Raw genomic sequence first — 24,710 nt, 5'->3', positions numbered from 1 at the left:
GAAAATTAGATGCACGTCGGCTTAGTTTGGCGGGCGTTTGTTTAGTTGGGCGAGATAGTTGAGATACTGGGAAATGCGATCGACATCTGCGTCAAGTAAACGACTGGCCCAAGAATGTATGTTAAGTTGCGATCGCACTTCTCGAAATATTGCAGCATCCCCGCGACTGTCGAGAGGGAAAACCCAAGCATCAAATCCCGCCGACTTGAGACGGCTAACAGCGCCCTCGCCATCTTGTACCCACAACTGACGGTTGATGCGAAGCGGTTGACAGGAATATTCACCGACAACGATTCCCCCGACAGAAACGCTAGCATCCTCTCCACGATTGGAAAGTTCTTGCAAAATAGCTTTGAGGGAATTGAGATTTTTCGTATCTTGCACCTGCGGCGGTGTAAGCTTGACAATGACCATTTCTAGAACTTGCACTGGTTTTGTCGATCGGGCAAAGTTGACAGGTTCCGCCGCCAAATAATTTTGTCTTTCCGGTTGCGCCGCCCAAGAATTTTGTGTTTGGGATGGCGCCGCCCAAGAATTTTGTATTTCCGGTTGGGCTACCTCAATTTCCTCTGTAACCTCTGGTTTTTCTACAGGCTTTGCAGTATCTACAATTATCTGAATTTCCTCGCCATCTTTCTCTATTTTCCCACCAATTAGCAAAATCGCATTTTCTACAATGTAAGGTTTGAGTTGTTCGTAAGCCTTGGGAAACACAACAGCTTTGATTTGATGTGTCAAATCTTCTAATTGCAAAATTGCCATCGCGTCGCCTTTTTTCGTCACTACCAGTTTGATAGCATTGAGCATGACAATAACCGATACTTTACCCTTTTTATCGGCTAACTGTGCCAGAGTCACAACATCTGGATCTTGATTAGATTGCAGCAAAAACTTCAGGGGATGTTCTGATACATAAAAACCAAGCAATTCTTTTTCTAAACGCAATTTTTCCTGTGTATCAAAATTTTTGACAGTCTTTGATTTTGGTGCAGACTCAAATTTATTCACCGACTTGTCAAAGCTATTCCCACCTAACAAGTCAAACAGATTACCTTGACCACTTTCTCGATCTTTCTTGCGGTCTTGGGCCCATTTCATCACCCCTTCGAGGTCGTTTACCAATTGCTGGCGGTTGGGATCGATTTTGTCAAAAGCACCACACTGAATCAAGGCTTCTAGGGCGCGGCGGTTGACAGAATGTAGATTTACGCGATCGCACAAATCCGGCAGCGACTTAAAATTACCCCCTTCTTTGCGTGCCTCCAAAATATTTTCAATAGCCCCCTCACCCACATTTTTAACCGCCGAAATTCCAAACAAAATTTTATGTTTTTCGGCCTTTGTCATCTCTATAGGAAGCGGCGTAAAAGTAAGTTCAGAGCCATTAATATCAGGTGGCTCAACGTCAATCTTCAGCTTGAGACAATTAGCAATATATCTCTGTACCTTCTCCTGGTCGCCTCTGTTAGCAGTCAGCAGTGCAGCCATGTATTCTACAGGAAAATTGGCCTTTAAATAAGCAGTTTGATAAGTGATATAGGCATAGGCCATTGAATGGGATTTATTAAAACAATATTCTGCGAATTGTAGCATTTGCCCGAACAACTCTTCGGCAATTCTTTGAGTGACACCATTCTTAGTTGCCCCATCAATAAATGTTTCCTTTTGCTTCTGCATTTCATCAGCCTTCTTCTTGCCCATTGCACGACGCAGCAAGTCAGCTTGACCTAAAGAATAGCCCGCCAAATCTTGAGCCATCCGCATAATTTGCTCTTGGAAACAAAGCGTTCCATAGGTCTCTTTTAAAATTGGTTCTAACAGCGGATGGTCATATTTAACCACTTCTCTACCGTGTTTGCGATCGATGAATTGTGGAATCAAACCAGCATCCAGCGGGCCGGGACGATAAAGCGCCAGAATAGAAGAAATATCATCCAGACAGGAAGGTTTAATTTTTTTTACTACATCCAGCATCCCAGAAGATTCTAGCTGAAAAATACCTTCCAAATCTCCTTTTTCTAATAGTTGATAAGTTTTTGCTACATCACCGGGCAACTTGTTGTTCCTAGTAAATGTCTCTTGAGCTCTGCGTTCTATATCAGAAGGTAAAGCTTCGGAATCGATAGTTATATCTTGCGTTTGCTTAACATACTCGACTGTTTTTTGGAGAGTTGTTAAATTTTTAAGTCCCAGAAAATCCATCTTCAGCAACCCCAAAAATTCCAAATCTTCCATGAAATATTGGGTGATCACGGCACCATTGTCATTCTTTTGCAATGGTACAATTTCATCCAATGGCTGGGAAGAAATCACCACACCCGCGGCATGAACGCCATAGGTTTTGTTAGTTCCTTCAATGCGAATTGCCATGTCAATCCACTGACGCACTGGAACTTCGGTACCAGTTTCTGCATTGATACAAATTGTATTTTCGTAGTTGTCTTTAAATTCCTGTGCCGGTGTTCCATTGGAAATCATAACTTTGAGTTTTTCCGGTTTCCCCCGCGACACGGGAATCATTTTTGCCATTTCGTCGGCTTTTTTGTAGGGAATACCTAAAACTCTGGCAACATCTTTCAAGACAGCTTTTGATGTCATTCTGTTGAAAGTAATAATTTGTGCTACGCGGTCTGTACCATATTTTTCCGTGACATATTTAATCATATCGTCGCGTCTTTCTATGCAAAAATCGCTATCGATATCTGGCATAGATTTACGTTCGGGATTGAGAAATCTCTCGAACAGCAATCCGTGGTGTACGGGGTCTATGTTGGTAATGTTGAGGACGTAAGCAACTAAAGAACCTGCCGCAGAACCACGTCCTGGCCCGACGGGAATATTGTTGTCTCTAGCATATTTCATGTAGTCCCAAACCACTAAAAAATATTCAGAGAAACCCATCTGCTGAATCATTTTTAGCTCATATTCTAGTCTTTGTTTGTAGACTGGGGGGATTTCGTTTCTGGTGCGGCTTTTGAGGCGTTCTAATAGTCCTAGCCAAGATATTTCTTCTACATAGGTATCGGCGGTATGTTCTGGGGGAATTGGAATTGTGGGAATTCGTGCTTCTCCTGTTAGCTCGTATCTTGATACTTTGTTTGCTACTTCTAGGGTAGTTTCGATCGCCTCTTTGATGGTTTCGTCGTCCAAATGGTCTCGAAACAGTTGCGCCATCTCGTCAGCGGACTTAAGATATTCAGTACCGCTGTAGCGCATCCGCTTGTCTTCTTCAATCAGTTTGTTGGTGTTGATGCAAAGCAAAGCATCGTGGGCTTCTACGTCGTTGCAAGAAATATAGTGAGAATCGTTAGTGGCAATTATTTTAATGTTAAATTCGCGGGCAATTTGGACTATTTCTACATTCACCATGCGGTCTTCTTGGGAACCGTGGTCTTGAATTTCTATATAGTAGTCATCCCCAAATACTTCTTTATACCATTTGGCAACTTCGCGGGCTTCATCTAGCTTGTTTTGCAGAATCATTTGGGGAACTTCGCCACCCAAACAAGCGCTGGTAACAATTAAACCTTCGGAGTATTGTTTTAGTAGGTCTTTGTTGATGCAGGGGCGGGCAAAAATACCTCGTTCTGGCATTCCCTTTAAGTGGGAAATTGTGGTGAGTTTGACGAGGTTTTTATAGCCTTGGGTATTTTTGGCTAAGACAACTTGATGGTATTTTCTTCTACCTCTAACTTTGACTTCGATGTCGCCGTTGACGACGTACATTTCGTTGCCAATTATGGGCTTGATATTTTTATTTCGGCAAACTTTGATGAGTTCGATCGCACCATACATCACTCCGTGGTCTGTAAGGGCGATCGCGGGCATCCCCAATTCCACCGCCCGTTCGGCGAGCTGCTGTAGCTGAGAAGCGCCATCTAGGAGGCTGTAATCGCTGTGAATGTGCAAACCAACGAAGGACATGGCGATTTGAGATTTTAGCTTTTAGTTTTTAGACTTTAGATTGTACACTATTGCCGTTTAAAAAGATAAATTGATTTTTTATTTTACAGCACCGGCAACGTACAAAAACGGGTTTTTTGAACGACAGATATAGGCTTTGATGCTATATTTTAGGTCAGAAACCCGATTTTTGTCACAGATACAACATCTCACAGAAGAAGTCGGTAATCTAATAACTAATTCTGTTGATTTGCTTACAAACTTGCTTGTTCCAAATAACCTTCCAAATCTTTAACGCGCTGTTGTGTAACTTTTGCTTTGCAAGAAATGTAGACAGAAGGAGCCAAAGTACCGCCTTCAAAATGTCCTGCTGAATAATCACAAGTTTCATCTCTAAATTTCACCCAAGTACGCTGTGCCGTAGTCAATCTCTGCTTTTGTTTGCTGTTGATTTTTGGTAGAATTTGCTGATATAATTGATTGAGTTTGGTGTCTGCTGCTTTAAACTCCTGAGTCGAACATAAAGTCATATCAACCGTGGTTTGAGGGCTTTTACAGTTTGGCTGTTGGGCGATTTGCAGTCGGTTGTTGCTGGCTTCGCTGGGAAGCAAAAATCCGGCGGCTAGCAAAAGTGAACTTGTTGTAAATGTTGCCCAAAAAGTGCTATTTTTCATTGACTTGACACCTCTTTTAATCTTGAATTTTTTCTGGTGGTTGAGCCGATCGCCAAATCCACCAAGCCGCCGCCCACAGAGTAAAATTGCCGATGAGAGTCATCGCCGCTTGCAGGGTAACGATCCATTCTAGGGCTGGGGAGTTGTCAAAATAGTGCCAAGTGCAAGCACACATGGCGCTGACTAGGGCGGGGAGCATTCCGGCGGAAAGGGCCCACCAAGCTCGGTTTTGAGTGACTTCGCCGTAAGTCCAAATTAACCAGATGGCTGCAATCCACTCGACGACGCTAGAGATATGAATAATCCAGGTAGGAATTGACAAAGCGTGCATTTTTTGTATTCTAAAATAACAGAGAACGGGGAAGATAAAATATGTATTTATTTGTTTAAGGCTGTTGACTGTTAACTGTTGACTGTTAACTGTTAAAATATTTTACGAATCGACCGCAACAATTAGATATTGTAATACTTAGATTCCCCATTATAAACCAAGAGTAGAAATGCGAGCAATTTTGTGCGGCTATTACGGTAAAGGCAACGGTGGCGACGAGGCGCTGTTGGCATCGCTACTGCAAATGTTACCAGATGGGGTGACGCCGATCGTCCTGTCCGGCAATCCTGTCGAGACAAATCAGCGGTACGGGGTAGCTGCGCGCGATCGTATGAATGCGTTTCAAGTCCTCGAAGCACTCCGCAGCGCCGACGCGCTAATCTGGGGAGGCGGCAGTTTAATCCAAGACGCTACCAGCATGATCAGCCCTTTCTATTATGGGGGTTTAATGGGACTAGCGCAACAAATGGGCTTAAAAACAGTTGCTTGGGCCCAGGGAATTGGGCCTTTAAATCGAGAGATTACCCGCAAATTATCTCAGCGGTGTTTTGCTGGATGCACCGCCGTCAGCGTGCGGGATAAAGGCTCAGCTACCTTACTTGCAGATTGGCAAATTCCGTTCACTTTAGCGCCCGATCCCGTGTGGGCTTTAGAGAATTCCCCCGTCTCCGGTTTATGGGATTTACCTGCGCCCAGAGTTGCAGTTTGTTTGCGTTCCCATCCTACGTTAACTCCGGCCAGATTGTCAATTTTAACTCAAGCTTTAGTTGACTTTCAAAAAGCAACTAGAGCCTTAATTTTACTGATACCTTTTCAAGCATCTCGCGACTTAGAAATTGCGAAGCATTTGTACGAAGCCCTGCCGAAACGAAGTGAGATACTTAGTTTAGACGATCCGAGAAAATTGAAAGGACTATTCCGGGGAGTCGAAATGGCGATCGGGATGCGCTACCATAGTTTAATTATGGCAGCTTCGGAAGAATGCCGCTGCTTTGCTCTCAGCTACGATCCCAAAGTTAGTCAATTGATGGACGAGTTAGAAATGCCGGGGTACTTATTATCAGAATTGCCCGAAGATCCTTATTTAATCAGCAAAACCTGGATCGAACACTACGCCAACGGCGACGCATTATCGCAGGAAAGGATAAAATTTATAGTAGGGCGATCGCTCTTCCATCGGGAAGTATTGCAAACCGCACTCCAACAATCCTAGTAAGAGGTAAAATACCATGACAGTCAGTACAACCGACTTAAAAATTACCTGGCAAAAATTGCCCGCCGACTTCATTTTAGACGAGGAACCTGTGGAAAATATTGACCAACCTCTCCTAGCTGCGGCCTTGCGAGAAATATTAGAAATTGCAGGATTCATAGTAGCAGGAATACTAATTGCCCCCAATATGGCGATCTGCGCGACATTAAACAACCAGCTAGTTGTCAAAGCTCCAGACTGGTTTTATGCCCGCAACGTACAGCCATTTCCTAATCAAGAAATTCGCCGTAGTTATACTCCTAATTTAGAAGGAGAAATTCCAGATATAGTGATGGAATTTGTGTCGGCTACTGCCAATGATGAATATTCTAATAAAAGAACTTATCCACCGGGAAAATGGTTTTTTTACGAACAAGTATTGCGAGCTCCAATCTATGCAATTTTTGAACCTGGGACAGGATTTTTAGAAATATATCAGTTGGATTCAGGAGAAAGGTATCAGGCACAACAACCCGATGCAAATGGTTGTTATTGGATCGCTGGAGTTGGGTTATTTCTGGGTGTTTGGCTGGGAACAAAAGCCGAAAGAACCGGATATTGGTTGCGCTGGTGGGATGAGAGCGGACAGATGTTATTGTGGGGAGCAGAGATGGTGGAAAGGGAAAGGCAAGAAATAGCCCTTGTTCAACAAGAAATGGCTCTTGTTCAACAAGAAATAGCCCTTGTTCAACAAGAAGCTGAACAAGAACGAGAACGATCGCAAAGATTAGCCGCACAATTAAGAGCAGCAGGGATTGAACCAGAAGCTTGATACAATAATTAGAAATAAAAAATCATAACACTGCGATTTTTTATTTCTCAATTCATCTGCGTTAATCCGCGTTAATCCGCCGACATCAGCGATTAAAAATTATATTCAGGAGACATCAAAATTGGGAAGAGTTAGAGTTCGGGAACACGTAAATCCCCTATCCATGAGATATAGAACATCCGCCACTGCGCCGGATTGGACTAAAATCTATGCTAATTTAAATTTACCACTACATTTAGATATCGGCTGCGGCAGAGGAAGGTTTTTGTGGCATATGGCGCAAATCCAAACAGATTGGAATTTTCTCGGATTAGAAATTCGAGAACCTCTGGTAGATGAGGCTAATCTGTGGCGCGATGAAAAAGGTTTGACAAATTTGCACTATTTGTTTTGCAATGCGAATAGTTCCCTGAAACCAATTTTAGAAACTTTGCCCGCTGGTATTTTGCAGCGAGTTAGCATTCAATTTCCCGATCCGTGGTTCAAGAAAAAGCACCACAAACGGCGGGTAGTGCAGCAGGAATTAGTCAGCGAGTTGGCTACTTATCTGGCTGTTGGCGGTGAAGTGTTTATTCAATCGGATATTGAGGAAGTAGAAGTCGAAATGTGCGATCGCTTTTCATCTCATCCCAGTTTTCAGCGTCAAAATGGCGGGGAATGGCTTGCAGAAAATCCCATGCCCGTTGCTACGGAAAGAGAAATTGCTACTCAAAAACGCGGGGAACCAGTTTATCGCGCATTATATCATAAACCCAGGATTTTAATGTCATAAACATGGGATAGAAAAGACAGTAAGCGAGCAGGATCTATGCCCGTCTACAAGAATTATTAGAAATGTCTAATATAAAACAATACGGTTCATTTAAGACTCCTTGTGCTTAGAAAACTCCTAAATTTCCCTTAAAAAGGTGGAATTTCAAAGCTTTCTTGTTCCACCCTTTTTAAGGGAATCTCGGTTTTAAGTGAACCTTATTGTAATATAAAATCATTTTCGGCTGAATCTTTGGGCAGTATTTCCAACATAATTTATCGCTAATATTTTCACCTAAACCCAAGACGGCAGCCACATTCTAATTTTCCATTCCATTTGCGACAAAGGCAGTCCCAAATAGATAGGCATCCAGAAAATAAAAGCACCCAAAATCAGAAAACTAATTGTTACCCCCATCCCTCGGAGTCGAGTTTGAGGGCTGTGCAGCCACCTGTCAACCCACCAAGCAAGTGCTAAGGCTCCAAACACAGAACAGCCCATATAATGATACAAAAATACGCAGCGACTCACCTTCATCCAAGGCAGCAAATTAGCAGCCCAATTAACTATCAAATATAACAACATCCACATTTGGGCCGTCGGCGGAAACAAAATCGGCTGCTGCTGTTCTATGCTTTCAACAGAAGCCACTTGGCGCGTTTGGAACCACACCACAATCCGGTGAATTAAAACTCCTGCTACTAATATTAAAGCTAAAGTAGAAAACCACCAAAGGAAAGGATTTCCCATCGCGTGAACGTCAAAAATTGTCTCAGTTGCACCGCTGGGTAAAGGTGGCAAAACCGGATCGGGTTTTGCATTATTGCTAGCAGTTTTGTAGAAGTACACTATGGGGCGGAGCATCAAAGGCCAACTGTACCACGTGGAACAGTAAGGATGCACGCTAGGGCCACTTTTAATGCGTTCATGATAAGTCAAAATTTCCGTTTGCATCTGCCAGAAATTGGGAGTTGGATTGAGATGCAGGTGAGGAATCCAGCAGATGCTGTAAACTAAAAGAGGAATTACAGCTAGACTCCAGCATACTTCAACAAAAGTTAGCTCAGTCAATTTTTGTACTGGACTTTCGGGCGGAAGGAGAGCAGAATTCACCTCGCGGATTGGTTCTTCATTTCCTCTCTTTGCCTGAATTAAACGCACGGCCCAAGCGCAGATTAAAATGAGATAAGCCCCCAACAAAAACCACAATCCGTTCCATTTGATAGCAGCAGATGCACCTAATCCTATCCCAGCTAATACTAGCCAAAGCAAGCGCTTTTTGCCTTCAGCTTCTACGGTTTTAAGAATAAATAATTGACCAAGTATTCCGAATAAAACTAGATAAATGTTATTGAGTGCGTAGCGAGATTCAACTAAAAATAAACCGTCGCAGGCGATAAATAAAGCAGCAAGAAAAGCAAAGGTGCGGCGGCGAAGGAGCTGATAGGCGAAGGCTCCGACAACTAGCGGGATAAAGGAACCTGTGAGAGCATTAATCCAGCGGTAGTCCCAAGGTGAAAGAATTGAGCCTGCTAGGCTGTTGACGGCGGTTTTCCCGAAAGGCAGATGAGTGCCGATCGCAATCCCGATCGCAATTATGTATTGACTAAGCGGCGGGTGAGCGTTGAAAAAAGGAGTTCTGGTGAGATAATCGTTGGCAAATTTGGCGTAATAAACCTCGTCAAATACGAAAGTGTTAAATCGCTCCAGTTCCCAAAAGCGCAGAGTTAAGGACACAAGGAAAATGCCGAGCATTCCTAGATAAAAAATCACAATTGATTTGTGGGATTGTTTTTTGTTCGCTTGCATAAAGTGCACCGGAATATCGTAGATTTGAGAGCCTGAATTTTAAAATACTGAGTTGAGAATAGCGTAAAAATTACCAACTTGCTAAAAATATTTTTTTACTTTTCTACTGCCATTCTCTCCATTGCCTTTGAATATCTTCTAGTTCAAAAGAGTTGCGTCTTCCGGTACTCGTATTACTCACTTTTCATCTCACAGTTAACTTCTTCATAAAGTTCCTCAATTGAATTTGAAACCCGATCGCCCTTTCACGAAAACCAACCTAACATCATACCAAAAAAAAGCGGCTCTACTTCCGCAGAACCGCCGTAACAGAGGATGAAAAATCAAAACTTAACGGACTGCACCTTCAACAGAAGGCGATTCGATCGTCTTCATGAAGTACAGTTTCACCAACTGCCAGCCGTTGGACAAATACAGAGGCAATTTTTGGAACAATTGCAAGAATTTCGGAGTTTCAGAAGCGACAATTGCGGTCAATTGCTGATTGTTTTTGAGGCAAATATCCAGCCGTTCATAAAATTCTGGATTGTTCACGTCTAGCATCACGGGGAAGACGCGACCTGCGGTTTCGTTGGTTTTTTTGATCACTTCAATGTCGTATTCGCGAGCATCGAGTCCGAGCGATCGATAAAAACCACCGCGCTGGATATCATTGAGATACATTGTCGCGAATACCGACAGCAAGAAGAAACGGCACCAAAGCTTAGCGCGCCAATCGTTCAGCATTTGAGGCTGAGCTCTCATCACCGCATCAAAGAAATCTCCGTGGCGGTTTTCATCCTGGCACCAATTTTCAAAGAATCGGAAAATCGGATAAATCTGGTCTTCAGGATGCGCTTTCAAGTGCTGATAAATCGTGATGTAGCGCCAATAACCGATTTTTTCGGATAAGTAAGTGGCGTAGAAAATAAACTTCGGCTTAAAGAATGTGTAACTGCGGCTCTTTGTCAAGAAACCCAAATCCAGGGACAAACCAAAGTCCGACAGCGCTTTGTTGAGGAATCCGGCGTGTCGCGCTTCATCGCGGGACATCAGCAAGAAACCTTCGGCGAGTACCGGATTTTTGTCTTTGAGCTTGCGTGCTAATTCTTTGTAGAGCAAGAAGCCAGAAAACTCAGCGGTGCAAGAGCGTTCGAGGAATTCAATGAATAACTTGCGCTTTTCGCCGTCGATGTGTTCCCAAGATTGATCGAACTCGGCATCGCGCACGAAGTGGGTTTTGTTGTAGTCAACGCGGAACTCTTTGATGATTGCTTCGAGTTCGGCTTCGTTGATGGAGATGTCCATTTTGGCCATCTCGTCAAAGTCTGTTGTGTAAAATCTCGGCGTGAGAATAGTTTCTTTGGCTGGGGTTTTCGCTTCTTGCTGTTCTGCAAAAGCTGGTTTTTTGAGGGAATCTACCATATTTTTATTGGATTTTTTGCTTATAATTGCTCGCTCGTTTGAGGTATCGGAAGGGGCGATCGCCCTTTTATCTCCTACCAGCGCTGTGCGGCGCACTTTTGCGCTTTGTGTGGCATCCAACTCAAAGCTGCTGAAATATTCCACGCCCTCCAGTGTACCAAGTTTTCGACCCTGAAAATATTTTGCTGGCGTTAAGAATTGCTACGCACAATTACTTACGGGCATGGGGCATGGGGCATGGGGCATTGGTAGTAAGCTGTTTTGCATCCCAATTGTGTATGGTGATTGAGGGGGAGAGAGGGAGAGGGGGAGAGGGGAGAAGATTTTTGATCGATCGTCGAAATATACAATTTAAATGCACAACAGCTTAAATAACCAATAACTTCGGACAATGCACAAAGATCTGCTGGTGTCAAACTGTTCAAACACCAGATAGAAAGTACAAAATGTATAAAGGGACTCCAATTCTTAGAATAACCAGACAGGACGGTCATAAAATGAGCAATTTAGGTGTTAGTTACCTGTTATGGGCTGCTTGTTTTTTCGGCCCCTTCGGACTCCACCGTCTCTATAACGGCAAGATTGGCACGGGTTTGCTGTGGCTGTGTACCTTTGGCTTGTTTGGGTTCGGGCAATTGTTTGACTTGCTGCTGCTACCGAACATGGTGGACGAACACAATGCTAGTCTCAGGGGCAAACTCGGCGTATCTCCCCAAGGTATACCGCTATCTCCGATCGGCGGGGCGATCGCCTCGACATACCCCAAGCAAACCCCCGAACAGTTAGGGATTAAACTCCTGAAGGCAGCTTATACCAAGAATGGCAGATTATCTGTAACCCAAGGGGTGATGGCAACGGGCGCTACTTTTGCCGAAGTGGAAGAGGCTTTCACAGCAATGCTCAAAACGGGTTATCTCAGTATCGAGAACGATCCAGTAACTGGCGTTGTGATGTATTACTTTCACGAACTTTAACCAGTAGAGATCTACGGTGTACACACAAGTCCTAAAAACTTGGCTCTGTCTGACACAATCCTGAGTAGGCAAAGTTTTTAGACGATCGATTTATTTATCAATAGTTTTACCTTATTGATAATAATTAACGGAAAATCAAGGATTAAAAAAATAAACTTCCGTTTTTTTCCGTCATTTGATTTCCAACTAGACTTGTGTGCACACCGTAGCTCTTGCTTGCGGATGCTGAATATTGAGCCGACATCAAGATTGATGTCAAGATTGGAAGAACCATCTATGGGGTCGTAGAGCAGACTGTAGCGTCCGATCGGACAATTTTCGGGAATGTAGTAGGGTTTTTCCATTTCCTCGGAAGCCAAGCGGCAGACAAGTCCGCTTTGCTGGAATACCGAGATAAACACTTCATTAGCATAGATATCCATCTTTTTGACGGATTCTCCCTGCACGTTCACAGCCCCTGTAAACCCTAAAGCATCTGCCATTAACCCGGCTCTAAGTCGGCGCGCGATCAGCTTAGCAGCCAACCCGATGCGATTCATCAGAGCGCTGAGATCCTGAGCATCTGCTGAAAAGCTGTGGAGTTGCTGGAGTACGTGACGGGATAGGGTTGTGCAATCGCGGTCTAAGGCTTGCACCTGCTCGGTCGGGCCCAGACGGGTTTCCCCTGTTGGCGCGTTTACCATGATTTTGATGTTCTCCCTGTCTTGCGGCTCGCTAGTTGGGGATTTTCAGGTGCTTGGCGTTTGCCCCTCGATCGGCTTTTAGGTCGATCGTCCCTATCTTCTATTTTAGGAAGGGTTTTGCGATCGGGGATGGAACTTTATGTGAATTTTAGATCCCATCGAAAATTGAGGAGTGCGATCGATTGTTTGGTCTGCTGCGTGTATTCCCGATGCCTAATTTTTTATTTAACGCAGAGGGCGCAGAGGGCCGAGAGGGCGCTTGCACAAAAGCGATCGTCCTGTTTGCGATTCGAGATAGTCAAATAAGATTAATAATTGACAACTCAAAGCCTGAAATTACGATCTAACCCGCTCTGTTACAAGTGCTTATTGGAATTGACTACGGCAAAATCTGTCAACCGCAAATTTTTGCTAAAGGTGATATGACACTCTAAAATTCTGGGTAAGCTATCCGTAGGAATACGGTCATTGAAATTTAAGCACATATACATAGTCATTCATTGACTTTTCTATTGAATTGTTTGAATTTTACTCAAACGCTCAATTTTTATTGAATATTTTCTCAAAACTTGGGTTGTAAAAACCCAAATAAAAAATGTTTGTTGGTACTCATCAACTCAGGATAATGCTATGGATATTGTTCAACAAATTCCCCATAACTTAGTCAAACACTATCAGATTAAAAATCTCCTCGGAGAAGGCGGTAGTAGCACAACTTATGAAGCCATTGACCTCAAAACACACCAGCGAGTTGCACTCAAAGCTTTGTCTTTACAGAAGATGAATGACTGGAAAGTCCTGGAACTATTTGAACGAGAAGCCAATGTTTTATCAAAATTGAATCATCCGGGAATTCCGCGTTATTTGGATTATTTTTATGTCGATACTCCCGATAACCGTTGTTTTTATATAGTACAAGAACTGGCACAAGGGCAATCTCTAGCAAGTTTAGTGGAAAATGGCTGGCACGCTAGCGAATCCGAAATTCAACGCATTGCCGCACAAATTTTGGAGATTTTAGTTTATCTCCATTCACAGACACCACCTGTGATCCACCGGGATATTAAACCAGAGAACATTGTATTCAAATCGCCCATCAATTCCCATAAACAAAAAGATTTGGCAGTCTGCTTAGTAGATTTTGGAGCAGTGCAAAACACTTATTACAATACTTTAATGCGAGGAAGTACCGTAGTTGGAACCTATGGTTATATGGCTCCAGAACAATTTCTTGGACAAGCCGTACCTGCAACAGATTTATATGGTTTAGGAGCGACGTTGTTGTATTTACTAACCCACCGTTCCCCCGCCGAATTACCAACAAATATACTAGAGATAGATTTTCGCTTTCAAATTCAGATTTCTTCAGCATTTGCCGATTGGTTAGAAAAAATGATAGCGTCAGATTTAGAAAACCGCTTTCAATCGGCAAAAGAAGCGCTTGAATTGCTTCGCAATCCTCGAATACTTAGCGTTAAATCCAATCGAGCGAGGCAATGGAAAAAACGCCTGAAAATAGGAATTGCTGCTGTTGCTGCTGTTACTACTGTTGCTGTTTTCAATCACTTTAAATATCCCATCCTCAACCGGATTGGATTTACCCCCGATGCAGTTTTCCAGGCTGTTAAACAGGGAGATACTAAAACTGTTAGGCATTATCTTGATCTTGGTATTAGTGCCAATACCAGGATAGAAAATCTTAATTTACTACACTTTGCTGGCTCAAAAGAGGTGGCAGAATTGTTAATTGCCCAGGGTGCAGATGTCAAAGCTCAGGATACATTTGGCTTTACCCCGTTACACTTTGCTGCTGGATACGATCGCATAGAAGTGGCACAGACGCTAATTGCTAAAGGTGTAGATATTAACGCCCAGAGTGAACCTCATGTTGATTGGGATATATCGAAGTCTATATGGACTTATAGATTGCGAGGGTCTTTACCTGGCAATAGTATGGGTACAACTCCTCTGTTCTATGCCCGATCGCCTGAAATGGCCAAGTTGCTGATTGCTAAAGGCGCAAACGTCAATGCCAAAAACAAAAATGGCATAACTCCTCTACATATAGCGCGATCGAAGGCGATCGCACAAATACTACTCGCTGCAGGCGCAAAAATTAACATTAAAGAAGAAAATGCCCGAAATGGCAAGGGTACAACTTTATTACATAACGCAGCAAAAATAGGCTTTAAGGAGTTGGTACAACAGCTAATTAACAACGGCATGAATATTGTTATCAGGGATAGTAAAAAAAGAACTCCACTGCACTATGCAGCCACCAAAGAAGTTGCTGCATGGCTCATGCTGGATATCAACGCTAGGGACGAATTTGACAATACTCCATTACACCGAGCTGTTCAAGATAAACGCCCAGAAATCGCCTCTTTTTTGATTGCTAATGGCGCAAAAATTAATGTTAAAAATAATGGAAATACTCCGTCATACGAAACTCACAGAAAAACTCACAGAAAAACTCCACTGGACATCGCCGTAGACCTGAAACTTCAGGATACAGTAGCACTGCTGATTAGTAAACACCCAGATGTTAATAGTGAAGATGACGATGGCCGAACTTTACTGCATATCGCTGTCAGTTTCAAACTTAAGGATGTAGCAAAACAACTCATTGCCAAAGGTGCATTCGTTAATGCCAAAAATAACTTGGGTCAAACTCCCCTGCATCTTGCTGTTGCTCAAGGATCTCAAGATATCACTGAACTGCTAGTTGCTAATGGTGCAAGGGTTAACACTAGAAATGCGAACGGTCAAACTCCGTTGTATCAAGCGATATCGATCGGACACAATGATATTGCTGCACTACTAATTAAAAACGGCACAGATGTTAATAACAGAGATAGATATGACACAACTCCACTGCACCAAGCCGCACATTATGGGAATTTAGAAATTTTACTATTGCTGATTGTTAAAGGTGCCACAATTGACGCTAGAAACTTCTCAGGCTACACGCCGCTAAATGTAGCAGAAACCAACTCGACTCCCCACCGACAAGCAGCAGCAGAAATACTTAGAGATTGGGGTGCAACCTACTAATTATCCAAAATTAACCTGCTCACAAAAATATGGAAACACTACAAAAATCGGAAAAAATCATTGCTGAAAGATATCGCATTCTCGGCAAATTAGGACAGGGTGGAGTTGGAATCACCTATGCTGCTGTAGATTTAAAAAGCAATCAAAAAGTTGCACTCAAAGCTTTGTCCCTGCGTCTGACAACTGAATGGAAGAAAGTCGAGTTATTTGAACGAGAAGCAAAAACTTTATCGGGATTGAATCATCCGGGAATTCCTCGCTACATTGACTACTTTCAAGTTGATACTTCCCAAGATCGTTGTTTTTATATCGCCCAACAACTCGCACCGGGAAAATCTCTCGCACAGTTGATAGAAAATGGCTGGAAACCAAATGAAGCGCAAGTTCGTCATATCGCCTATCAATTGCTAGCAATTCTAGCTTATCTGCAATCGATGTTACCTGCTACTATCCACCGAGATATTAAACCTCAAAATATTATTATCCAAAAAAATGGGCGAGTCTTCCTAGTGGATTTTGGCGCAGTTCAAAATACTTACCATCATACTGTTACTGGAGGCAGTACCGTTGTCGGAGCCTACGGTTACATGGCACCAGAACAATTCCGAGGAAAAGCTGTATTATCAACAGATTTGTATGGATTAGGCACAACACTACTTTTCCTGTTAACCCAGAAATTTCCATCGGATTTACCCAGACACAAGCTGAAGGTAAAATTCCGACATCTGGTCTCTATTTCGACAGAGTTTGCCGACTGGTTAGAGAAGATAGTTGAACCCGCAGTTGAAGATAGGTTTCACTCAGCAAAAGATGCTTTATTAGCATTTCGAGGGAAACAGCCAAGCGGGATTAATCCCGACAAAATGTTTAAGCGATCGCCCAAATCTCGAATTACTTTAATTGACGCTAAACAATGGTTATTCATCAAGATACACCCCAATCGTTTACCTAGCAAAATCAAATGGTTTTTCCAGTTCATTCATCTGAGTTATAAAGTTTTACTTCCCATCTCTTTGATTCTGGGATTTTTTATAGGCCTACAGAACATAGGCTATCCCTTGTTTAAATACGCTGTAGCCGACTGGGTAAATAAATTATTTCAGCAATTTTTTATTATATCAATCCAATCTATAACAACATTTACCATATTTTATGCTTTGATGTGGTTATGTAGGTGCTTGTGTAGGATTGCTTATCGTCTATTCACTAGACCAATTCAAATCAGTCCTCAAGATATCCAGCGGGTAAAGTTGAGTGGAATTCATCTGCCATTGCTCAAAAAATCGATTAGTTTTTGCCGGATTCGCACCAAGTCGCGTAACTATTGTTTTGGCTTATTTTTGCCACAAGCTGAGAAAGAATGGTTGGTAGGGGAATTGAACGATGTTTTAAGTAAACTCAAGTAAATCATTCGATAGTGAAGGTGGTTCGATCGCATTCGGTGTGGTAGCGAACCCACTAATCATCCAAAATCAACCCAGGCACAAAAATATGGAAATTATTCAACAATCGGAAAAAATTATTGCTGAAAGATATCGCATTCTCGGCAAATTAGGACAGGGTGGAGTTGGAATCACCTATGCTGCTGTAGATTTAAAAAGCAATCAAAAAGTTGCACTCAAAGCTTTGTCCCTGCGTCTGACAACTGAATGGAAGAAAGTCGAGTTATTTGAACGAGAAGCAAAAACTTTATCGGGATTGAATCATCCGGGAATTCCTCGCTACATTGACTACTTTCAAGTTGATACTTCCCAAGATCGTTGTTTTTATATCGCCCAACAACTCGCACCGGGAAAATCTCTCGCACAGTTGATAGAAAATGGCTGGAAACCAAATGAAGCGCAAGTTCGTCATATCGCCCATCAATTGCTAGAAATTCTGGCTTATCTGCAATCGCTGTTACCTGCTACTATCCACCGAGATATTAAACCTCAAAATATTATTATCCAAAAAAATGGGCGAGTCTTTTTAGTTGATTTTGGCGCAGTTCAAAATACTTACCATCATACTGTTACTGGAGGCAGTACCGTTGTGGGAACCTACGGTTACATGGCACCAGAACAATTCCGAGGAAAAGCTGTATTATCAACAGATTTGTATGGATTAGGCACAACACTGCTTTTCTTGTTAACCCAGAAATTTCCATCAGATTTACCCAGAAAAAAGCTGAAGGTACAATTCCGCGATATCGTCTCTATTTCTACAGAGTTTGCCGACTGGTTAGAGAAGATAGTTGAACCCGAAATTGAAGATAGATTTCACTCAGCAAAAGATGCTTTATCAGCACTGCGAGAGAACAAGCCAAGCGGGATTAATCCAGACAAAATGTTTAAGCGATCGCCCCAATCCCGAATTACTTTAATTGATGCTAAACGGCGGTTGTTCATTCATATACACCCCACTCATTTACCTAGCAAACTCAAAAGGTTTTTGCACTTTATCGATCGGACTTGTAAAGTTTTACTTCCCAGCTTTTTGATCCTTCAACCTTTCTACGCCATAATAAATTCCATAGCCTTACCAGTGGGCGCGTTCAGCTTTTTTAAATACACTTTAGCCTACTGGGTACCTAACTTATTTAATCTATTTGTATTTAGCTCTGTCCAAGCTCTAATAATATTAATCGTATTTTATGGTTTGATGTGTTTGTGTTTGATTTATTGTTATTTGTTGAGCAGACAAATTCAAATTATCCCTCAAGATATCCAGCGGGTAAAATTGAGCAAAATTCATCTGCCATTGCTCAAAAAATCGATTAGTTTTTGCCGAATTCGCGCCAAGTCGCGTCACTATTTTTTGGGCTTATTTTTGCCGCAAGCTGAGAAAAAATGGTTGGTAGGGGAATTGAACGATTTTTTAAGTAAACTAAAGTAAATTATTCGATACTGAAGGTGGTTCGATCGCATTCGGTGTGGTAGCCATCTGCTATTGTCGCTACAATCGAGTGGGTTCAGAAACCGGGTTCTTTCCGAGATACTTCGTTGTTACCCGCACACTTGGTAAAAAACCCGGTTTCTTTGTCGGAGTGCGTGGGGCCGAAAAACCAGGTTTTTGATGACTGAAAGATTGCACAATTACCATTTTGGCTACCCACCTTACCAATAATTAAGCCGAGATTTGTGCTCCTTGAGTATCGGGAGAAATAGCCCTTACATCAGCCTTCACCCCAAATTCCATCCAAGCAGCCGCCATTGCTTCTTCAACAGCCCGCGCAGATGCTGAATTTGTCAAAGCCAAAATCGTCGGCCCGGCACCGCTAATTACCGTACCGCAAGCGCCAGCAGCGACAGCAGCTTGTTGCACCGCTTCATATCCCTGAATCAGCGATTGCCGGTAAGGTTGGTGAATTTTGTCTTGCAGGGCGCAGCGCAACCAGTTTTCATTACCCGTTTCCAAAGCCCGCACCAACAAACCGAGGTGTGCTGCATTGAAAATCGCGTCAGCCTTACTGTAATCGTTGGGCAAAACCTTGCGCGCTTCGGCGGTAGAAAGTTCAAAGTCGGGAATGGCCACCACCGGCACAATATCAGGATGCCAGGGAATATCGCAAATCTCCCAGGAAACCCCCCCCTTGCTAAGGGGGGGTGTAAGAGGGGATTCTGCTCTTAGCCCCCCCTTGCTAAGGGGGGGTTGGGGGGGTGCATTGCTAGCTGCGAGGCGACAACCTCCCAACAAAGCGGGGACAACGTTGTCGGGATGTCCTTCAAGTTCGATCGCCAACTGCATCACATCTTCCTGACTCAAAGGCTTACCGGCTAAACAATTCGCCGCCACCAACCCGCCGACAATAGCTGTAGCGGAACTTCCTAAACCTCTAGCCAGCGGCACTTCCATATCTATATGGATTGTGACTGGTGGCGGCGATTGGTGGAGGTGTTGGTATAACTTGACAAAGGCTTGGTAAGCGAGATTGCTGTCGTCTGTCTTGACTTTAGTCGCTTCCGGGCCTGTAACGGTAATTTTCAATTTCTCGGTTGCTGACGGTTCGAGGAGGGAGAATTGGAAATGATTGTAGAGGCTTAAAGCGGCGCCGATGCAGTCAAATCCGGGGCCGAGGTTGGCGGTGGTGGCGGGTACGGTGACGGTGAGGGTGGAGGTTACGGGCATTTTTTGAATAGTTAATTTGGAGTGTTCAACCGCTGATGAATGCTGATGAACGCTGATATTTTTTTGGGTATTTATTTTATACCATGTTTTCACAAAGCTATTTATTGCCCCAGGCTTTGGAGGTGTTTCATGGCATCTTGACAATCTTCTGTTTTGCCATCTTTTTGATAGATTTCTGCGGCTTTTTGATAGTCGGCAATTGCGCCCGGTTTGTCTTTTAATAAATAGCGGACTTTGGCGCGGTTGTAGTAAGCGTCGCCGTAGTTCTGGTCAATTTCAATTGCGCGATCGAAGTCGGCTTTGGCTGCTGGATAGTCTTTGAGGTTGCGGCCGTGAATGATGCCACGTTTGTTGTAGGCTTGGGCGTAGTTGGGGTTGAGGCGAATGGCTGCGGTATAATCTGCGATCGCCCCTGGGATGTCTCCAGCCTCTGATTTGGCTAAACCGCTGTTAAATAAGTCTTCAGCCGAATTTTGAACGATTAGTATTGGTGAGGGTTTTGTAGAAATGGCAGGGGATATGCCGCCCAAAATTGTCACAAATCCCCAAAGGGCGATCGCCCTGTAAAAGAGTTTCATAAATAATCTAAGCAAAAATCTGAGCGACAGAGCAACTAAAACCAGGTAACAAAGGCGAAGTAAGTTGATCGTTTATCAACAGTGTAGCAACTAGCCTTAAACTTGCTTGTTCCCTGCGATAAACCTCAATTTGCTGCAACCGCCAATTCACGATCCAGTATTCCTGTACTCCCCGCACTGAATAGAGTCTGAGTTTCAAATCTCTATCCCGTCTTTCATTGTCTGTACCAGCAGATAATACTTCAACAACTAACTCAGGGGCGGCGGTTAAATGGCCGGCTTCGTCTAGCAAGAGGGCCAAGCGTTCATTGCTGGCCCAAACTACATCAGGAATGACGTTATCGGCATCTGTGAAAATCAGCCCTGGATTGATTGCAGCTCGTCCTAAACCAGAAGACATCGACCAAGTATCAAGCACAGAGAAAAATCTGCCACAAGTCTGTTGATGACCCCAATGCGGTGATCTAGTCACAAATAACTCTCCATCAATAAGTTCGTAACGATCGCCGTTATCGGGCAATAGTTCCAAATCGGCGGTAGTCCAGCGTACTTTATCAGATATTGTCTGGCTCATACAAGGGCTCTTGATAGGTGATACACACATTATAAACCGGTTCGTAGTAAGGACTTCAGTCCTCTCTGTGACTTTTAGTCAATTAGGATTAAAGTCTTTACTACGAACAATGCTGCCGATCGCAATTAACCGCACATTACACTACTTAAGAATAGTTTTAGAAGCAATCCGAGTTTTCTTGCGATCGGCCTCACTCAATTCTTCACCAGACTGCAAACGAGTAGCAGAGGTTTGTAGCACAGTTGCGGCACTTTTATCGCCCATTTGCAGAGCAGTTTTAGCTGCTGTTTGTAGCATCGTGGCCGCACCAGCGCGATCGCCCTGTTGTAACCTAGTTTCTGCGAGTTGAGTTTGACGGTACTTAGCCAAAGCTAAAATGTGCTGCTGCACCATCGGGTTAAGTGCCGGCTGATAAACTTTCAGGACATTAGCAGAAAGTGCCACAGGATCGGAAAGCAAACCTTCACCGACACTCGGATCGTCATAGCGAATTTGCAATTGCCCGATCGCCTGCGTACCTTCCGGTAACTGTCCAATATAAATATTAGCCAAAACTACTCGCTCTACATCCTTCATTAAATCTCCCAGGCGCACCATAAAACGATCGCCCTCTTGCTGTACCGGTAATTCGATCGTATCTGGGGCAACTTGCGCGATCGGTTTAAGTTCGGCTAACCGCACTTTTGGCATTAGCGAAAATAGCAAATAAGCATTAGTCAAACCTACACCTTGGATGCGAGTAAACAGCTTGCCAAACTCATCAACCGCATCTTCGGGACGCTGAATGTGAGCCAGAGCACCGCCGCCCGCATCAGCAATCTTTTCTAAAATATCCTGGTTCCAGTTATCGCCAAATCCCAGAGAATTCAAAGTCATGTTATACTCGGCGGCTAGTTTCGCCAACTTCAAACAGCGGCTGTCGTCGCCGTGTTCGTTTTCGCCGTCAGTCAGCAGAAACGCCTGAGATATAGCTTCTTTTTTGCCTTTCCCCAACTCTTCAATACCTAACTTAATGCCCTCATCAATTGCTGTACCGCCGGCGGGGCGCAATTGCTCAATTTGGCGTTTAATGCTGGCGGGATCTCCCACAACTTGATTGGGGACGAGGACTTTGGCTTTGTGATCGAAAGCCACCGCGCAAAAGCGATCCCCAGGCTTCAACCTGTCCAGCAACCGTCCGGCGGCTTGTTTGACAGTTTCCAAGGGCCGTCCGCCCATCGAGCCGCTGTGGTCGAGAATCAGGCACAGGTTTAAGGGTACGCTGGAGTCGATCGCGCTTGCCGTCGCAGACACCGAAATGGCTAGCTGGCGCTGGGTTGAGGGCGCAGTAGCATCAAGGTTGGGGTCGTTTAACACCGGGAGCAAACTAACTTTCATGCGGGATACCTAAAGATTGCGTTACTATTTCTTATAAGAATAGCTCCATCAGTTCAGGCAACATTTCGGTTTATGAACACACCAATAAAAGCTGTGCAATCGCAATACTACGGGGAAGGCAACTCTCGGACGCCGCCTCCCGATTTGCCATCCCTGTTGCTGAAGGAGCGGATCGTTTATCTGGGTATGCCTCTGGTACCTGCGGTAACAGAACTGATTATCGCTGAACTGTTGTTCTTGCAGTACGAAGACCCGGATAAGCCCATCAAAATCTATATCAACTCGACAGGCACTTCTGGTTATAGTGGCGAACCCGTTGGCTTTGAAACGGAAGCCTTCGCTATTTGCGACACGATTCGGTACATTAAGCCGCCCGTGCACACTATTTGCCTCGGTTCGGCAATGGGCATGGCTGCGATGCTGCTAGCGGCGGGTACAAAGGGCTTTCGGGCGAGTTTACCCCACGCTTCGATCGTGTTGCACCAACCCAAGGCTTACACGCGGGGTCAAGCCAGCGACATTCAAATTCGGGCGAAGGAAGTGCTGGCAAATAAGGCGACGATGCTTGAGATTTTTGCAAGTTGTACTGGCCAACCGATCGAAAAAATTACTAAAGATATGGATCGGTTGCTGTACATGACACCCCAGGAAGCTAAAGAATACGGTTTGATCGATCGCGTTCTTGAAAGTTCGGAAGAATTGGCGAAACCGCTGGCTGCTGGAGTCATCTAACTGGGAATAGGGCATGGGGAATGGGGAATGGGGCATCGGGCATCGGGCATCGGGCATGAGTAATAATTAAGGGTTAATGGCTAGTAGTTTCTACCCTGATTAGTTATTCAATAGTCTTTTTATGACTAACAATTCCCAATTACCGATTCCTAACAATTACCGATTCCCAATTACCAATGCCCAATGCCCAATTACCAATTACCAATTACCAATTACCAACTAAAAGGAGTTCCGAATTATGCCTATAGGTGTGCCAAAAGTTCCCTACAAAATGCCGGGGGGTTATGATACTCAGTGGATTAATATCTACGATCGCCTTTACCGGGAACGGATTATTTTCTTGGGTAAGGACATTGACGATGAAATTGCCAATCAAATCATCGCCGTGATGCTGTATCTGGATTCGGAAGATTCGGGTAAGGATATCATTTTGTACATCAATTCCCCAGGTGGGATGGTGTCGGCAGGCATGGCTATTTTTGATACCATGCAGCACATTAAATCGGACGTGGTGACGATTTGTGTGGGCTTGGCTGCTTCGATGGGTTCTTTCCTGCTGGCTGCCGGTACGAAGGGGAAACGGTTGGCTTTGCCTCACTCGCGGATTATGATTCACCAACCTTCTGGGGGTACGCGGGGACAAGCAACGGATATTCAGATTGAGGCGAAGGAGATTCTGCGGTTGCGCCACCAACTCAACGGTATCTATGCTAAAAATACCGGACAGCCGATCGAGAAAATCGAGAAAGACATGGATCGCGACTATTTCATGTCCGCCGAGGAAGCCAAAGAATACGGCTTGATCGACAAAGTAGTCGAAGATCGTCCTTAACAGTTGACAGTTGACAGTTGACAGTTGACAGTGAAGTTTTTAGGCAGGGGATTTAAGCCCCAGCCTAAAAACAATCCACCTACAACGTGGGGGCTTAAATCCCCTGTGATGCAGGTAAGTGATTTTTATAGGGAAGTAGTGCGGGGAAACCTCGCACTACGACCTAGTTCACAGTAAATTTTGGCAGAATCTTTACATTTAAGGATTCTGCCATATTTAATGGTATTATCCACGCTCATTCATGCTAAATGGATATTGCAGATTATTACCGACAGTTAGGACTCAGGTCTGGTGCGAGTTTATCGCAAGTTAAGGCTTCTTATCGAAAGTTAGCCAGACAGTATCACCCCGATGTGAATCCGGGAAACGAACAGGCTAAGAATAAGTTTATTGCTATTACTGAGGCTTATAAGTTCCTGGTGAATATTGCGCCCGCCGATGTTGCGGAGTCGAAAGTTGCCAATTCAACTGTGCCGCCGACTGCGACAGCGCCAGTGGAGGCGGTGAAAGCTCAACCACAGGCTGTTAAGGTGACTCGGAAACAGCAACCGAATCCAGATAGCCAGGATCTGTCGGGGGCGGAAAAAAAGTTAAAGCAAGATGCTTATTTTGAACTGCAACAGTTGTTGAAATATCAAAGGTTTCCACGGGCGATCGCTCTAATTGAGGGTTTGGCCCAGCGGGTGCCCGAAGATTTGGAGGTGCGTCAGTGGCAGGCGATCGCCTATCAGCGCTGGGGACGGCATTTAATTAGCGAAAAGCAGGTTGATAAGGCGAGAATTTATTTGAAAAAAGCTGTAAAAACTGACCCTCACAATCGGGCTTTGTGGGCGGAAGTTGAGCGGGATTTTCGCAGGTTGGAAGAGATTTATTGATTGGGCATTGGGCATTGGGCATTGGGCA

General features: G+C 44.0%; 19 protein-coding genes and 1 pseudogene. 10 read left to right on the top strand and 10 right to left on the bottom strand.

Translation table 11 applies throughout. The annotated features are described in order from the left end of the window. Nucleotides 1–21: 21 nt before the first annotated feature. From QUB52_RS06005 to QUB52_RS05995, 3 genes are all read right to left on the bottom strand, one after another. Complete coding sequence (locus QUB52_RS06005; RefSeq protein ID WP_332973642.1) at nt 22–3,924, bottom strand: DNA polymerase III subunit alpha; 3,903 nt, start codon at nt 3,922–3,924, stop codon at nt 22–24. A gap of 233 nt (nt 3,925–4,157) precedes the next feature. Next, a complete protein-coding gene (locus QUB52_RS06000) occupies nt 4,158–4,577 on the bottom strand; it encodes a lysozyme inhibitor LprI family protein (RefSeq protein WP_332973643.1) in 420 nt (139 codons plus the stop codon). A gap of 16 nt (nt 4,578–4,593) precedes the next feature. Beyond that, nucleotides 4,594–4,908, bottom strand: coding sequence for a DUF2499 domain-containing protein (locus QUB52_RS05995; protein WP_332973644.1), 315 nt, complete (start codon nt 4,906–4,908; stop codon nt 4,594–4,596). Nucleotides 4,909–5,077: 169 nt separating this feature from the next. Between QUB52_RS05995 and csaB the strand changes: the two genes are divergently transcribed. The 3 genes from csaB (at nt 5,078) to trmB (ending at nt 7,704) form a co-directional block, all read left to right on the top strand. Beyond that, the gene (gene csaB, locus QUB52_RS05990; protein WP_332973645.1) at nt 5,078–6,121 is read left to right on the top strand and encodes a polysaccharide pyruvyl transferase CsaB; all 1,044 of its coding nucleotides are present in this window, start codon (nt 5,078–5,080) and stop codon (nt 6,119–6,121) included. A 16-nt stretch (nt 6,122–6,137) separates the two neighbouring features. Next, nucleotides 6,138–6,932 carry a Uma2 family endonuclease gene (locus QUB52_RS05985; protein WP_332973646.1) on the top strand — a complete coding sequence of 265 codons (795 nt, stop codon included), beginning with the start codon at nt 6,138–6,140 and terminating at the stop codon, nt 6,930–6,932. Nucleotides 6,933–7,053: 121 nt separating this feature from the next. Then, the gene (gene trmB, locus QUB52_RS05980; RefSeq protein WP_332973647.1) at nt 7,054–7,704 is read left to right on the top strand and encodes a tRNA (guanosine(46)-N7)-methyltransferase TrmB; all 651 of its coding nucleotides are present in this window, start codon (nt 7,054–7,056) and stop codon (nt 7,702–7,704) included. Between the two features lie 273 nt (nt 7,705–7,977). Here the strand turns inward: trmB and QUB52_RS05975 are convergent, their stop codons facing one another. Beyond that, entirely contained in the window at nt 7,978–9,492 is a 1,515-nt protein-coding gene (locus QUB52_RS05975) for a dolichyl-phosphate-mannose--protein mannosyltransferase (RefSeq protein WP_332973648.1), read from the bottom strand. A gap of 330 nt (nt 9,493–9,822) precedes the next feature. Continuing rightward, complete coding sequence (acsF, locus tag QUB52_RS05970) at nt 9,823–10,896, bottom strand: magnesium-protoporphyrin IX monomethyl ester (oxidative) cyclase (RefSeq protein ID WP_265239667.1); 1,074 nt, start codon at nt 10,894–10,896, stop codon at nt 9,823–9,825. 497 nt (nt 10,897–11,393) lie between these two features. Here acsF and QUB52_RS05965 point away from each other — a divergent pair, with 497 nt between their 5' ends. Beyond that, a complete protein-coding gene (locus QUB52_RS05965) occupies nt 11,394–11,870 on the top strand; it encodes a TM2 domain-containing protein (RefSeq protein ID WP_332969039.1) in 477 nt (158 codons plus the stop codon). A gap of 209 nt (nt 11,871–12,079) precedes the next feature. On the opposite strand, the pseudogene QUB52_RS05960 reads toward QUB52_RS05965, so the two are convergent. Beyond that, a pseudogene (locus QUB52_RS05960) lies at nt 12,080–12,553 on the bottom strand (class 1 fructose-bisphosphatase); the annotation flags it as partial. 630 nt (nt 12,554–13,183) lie between these two features. On the opposite strand from QUB52_RS05960, the gene QUB52_RS05955 reads away from it, so the two are divergent. From QUB52_RS05955 to QUB52_RS05945, 3 genes are all read left to right on the top strand, one after another. Next, nucleotides 13,184–15,607 carry an ankyrin repeat domain-containing protein gene (locus QUB52_RS05955; RefSeq protein WP_332973649.1) on the top strand — a complete coding sequence of 808 codons (2,424 nt, stop codon included), beginning with the start codon at nt 13,184–13,186 and terminating at the stop codon, nt 15,605–15,607. A gap of 29 nt (nt 15,608–15,636) precedes the next feature. After that, entirely contained in the window at nt 15,637–17,013 is a 1,377-nt protein-coding gene (locus QUB52_RS05950; RefSeq protein ID WP_332976130.1) for a serine/threonine protein kinase, read from the top strand. A gap of 85 nt (nt 17,014–17,098) precedes the next feature. After that, entirely contained in the window at nt 17,099–18,481 is a 1,383-nt protein-coding gene (locus QUB52_RS05945) for a serine/threonine protein kinase (RefSeq protein WP_332976129.1), read from the top strand. A gap of 231 nt (nt 18,482–18,712) precedes the next feature. On the opposite strand, the gene thrB is transcribed toward QUB52_RS05945, so the two are convergent. The 4 genes from thrB to QUB52_RS05925 all read right to left on the bottom strand — a co-directional run bounded on the left by thrB (nt 18,713) and on the right by QUB52_RS05925 (nt 22,243). Next, complete coding sequence (gene thrB, locus QUB52_RS05940; protein WP_332973653.1) at nt 18,713–19,714, bottom strand: homoserine kinase; 1,002 nt, start codon at nt 19,712–19,714, stop codon at nt 18,713–18,715. 101 nt (nt 19,715–19,815) lie between these two features. Continuing rightward, nucleotides 19,816–20,292 carry a tetratricopeptide repeat protein gene (locus QUB52_RS05935; RefSeq protein WP_332973654.1) on the bottom strand — a complete coding sequence of 159 codons (477 nt, stop codon included), beginning with the start codon at nt 20,290–20,292 and terminating at the stop codon, nt 19,816–19,818. A gap of 7 nt (nt 20,293–20,299) precedes the next feature. Beyond that, on the bottom strand, nt 20,300–20,866 hold the full coding sequence (locus QUB52_RS05930; RefSeq protein ID WP_332973655.1) for a Uma2 family endonuclease: 567 nt from the start codon (nt 20,864–20,866) through the stop codon (nt 20,300–20,302). Between the two features lie 141 nt (nt 20,867–21,007). Further along, nucleotides 21,008–22,243 carry a vWA domain-containing protein gene (locus QUB52_RS05925; protein ID WP_332969046.1) on the bottom strand — a complete coding sequence of 412 codons (1,236 nt, stop codon included), beginning with the start codon at nt 22,241–22,243 and terminating at the stop codon, nt 21,008–21,010. A gap of 72 nt (nt 22,244–22,315) precedes the next feature. Between QUB52_RS05925 and QUB52_RS05920 the strand changes: the two genes are divergently transcribed. The 3 genes from QUB52_RS05920 (at nt 22,316) to QUB52_RS05910 (ending at nt 24,682) form a co-directional block, all read left to right on the top strand. Next, complete coding sequence (locus QUB52_RS05920) at nt 22,316–22,975, top strand: ATP-dependent Clp protease proteolytic subunit (RefSeq protein WP_265238303.1); 660 nt, start codon at nt 22,316–22,318, stop codon at nt 22,973–22,975. Nucleotides 22,976–23,213: 238 nt separating this feature from the next. Next, the gene (locus QUB52_RS05915) at nt 23,214–23,807 is read left to right on the top strand and encodes an ATP-dependent Clp protease proteolytic subunit (protein ID WP_194065252.1); all 594 of its coding nucleotides are present in this window, start codon (nt 23,214–23,216) and stop codon (nt 23,805–23,807) included. Nucleotides 23,808–24,055: 248 nt separating this feature from the next. Next, nucleotides 24,056–24,682 carry a J domain-containing protein gene (locus QUB52_RS05910; RefSeq protein ID WP_332973656.1) on the top strand — a complete coding sequence of 209 codons (627 nt, stop codon included), beginning with the start codon at nt 24,056–24,058 and terminating at the stop codon, nt 24,680–24,682. The last annotated feature ends 28 nt before the right edge of the window (nt 24,683–24,710 follow it).

It is taken from the genome of Microcoleus sp. A6-C6, from assembly GCF_036705955.1.
Lineage (GTDB): Bacteria > Cyanobacteriota > Cyanobacteriia > Cyanobacteriales > Microcoleaceae > Microcoleus.
Note: the sequence above shows the minus strand (reverse complement) of the source record. Positions and strands in the feature narration are given on the sequence as shown.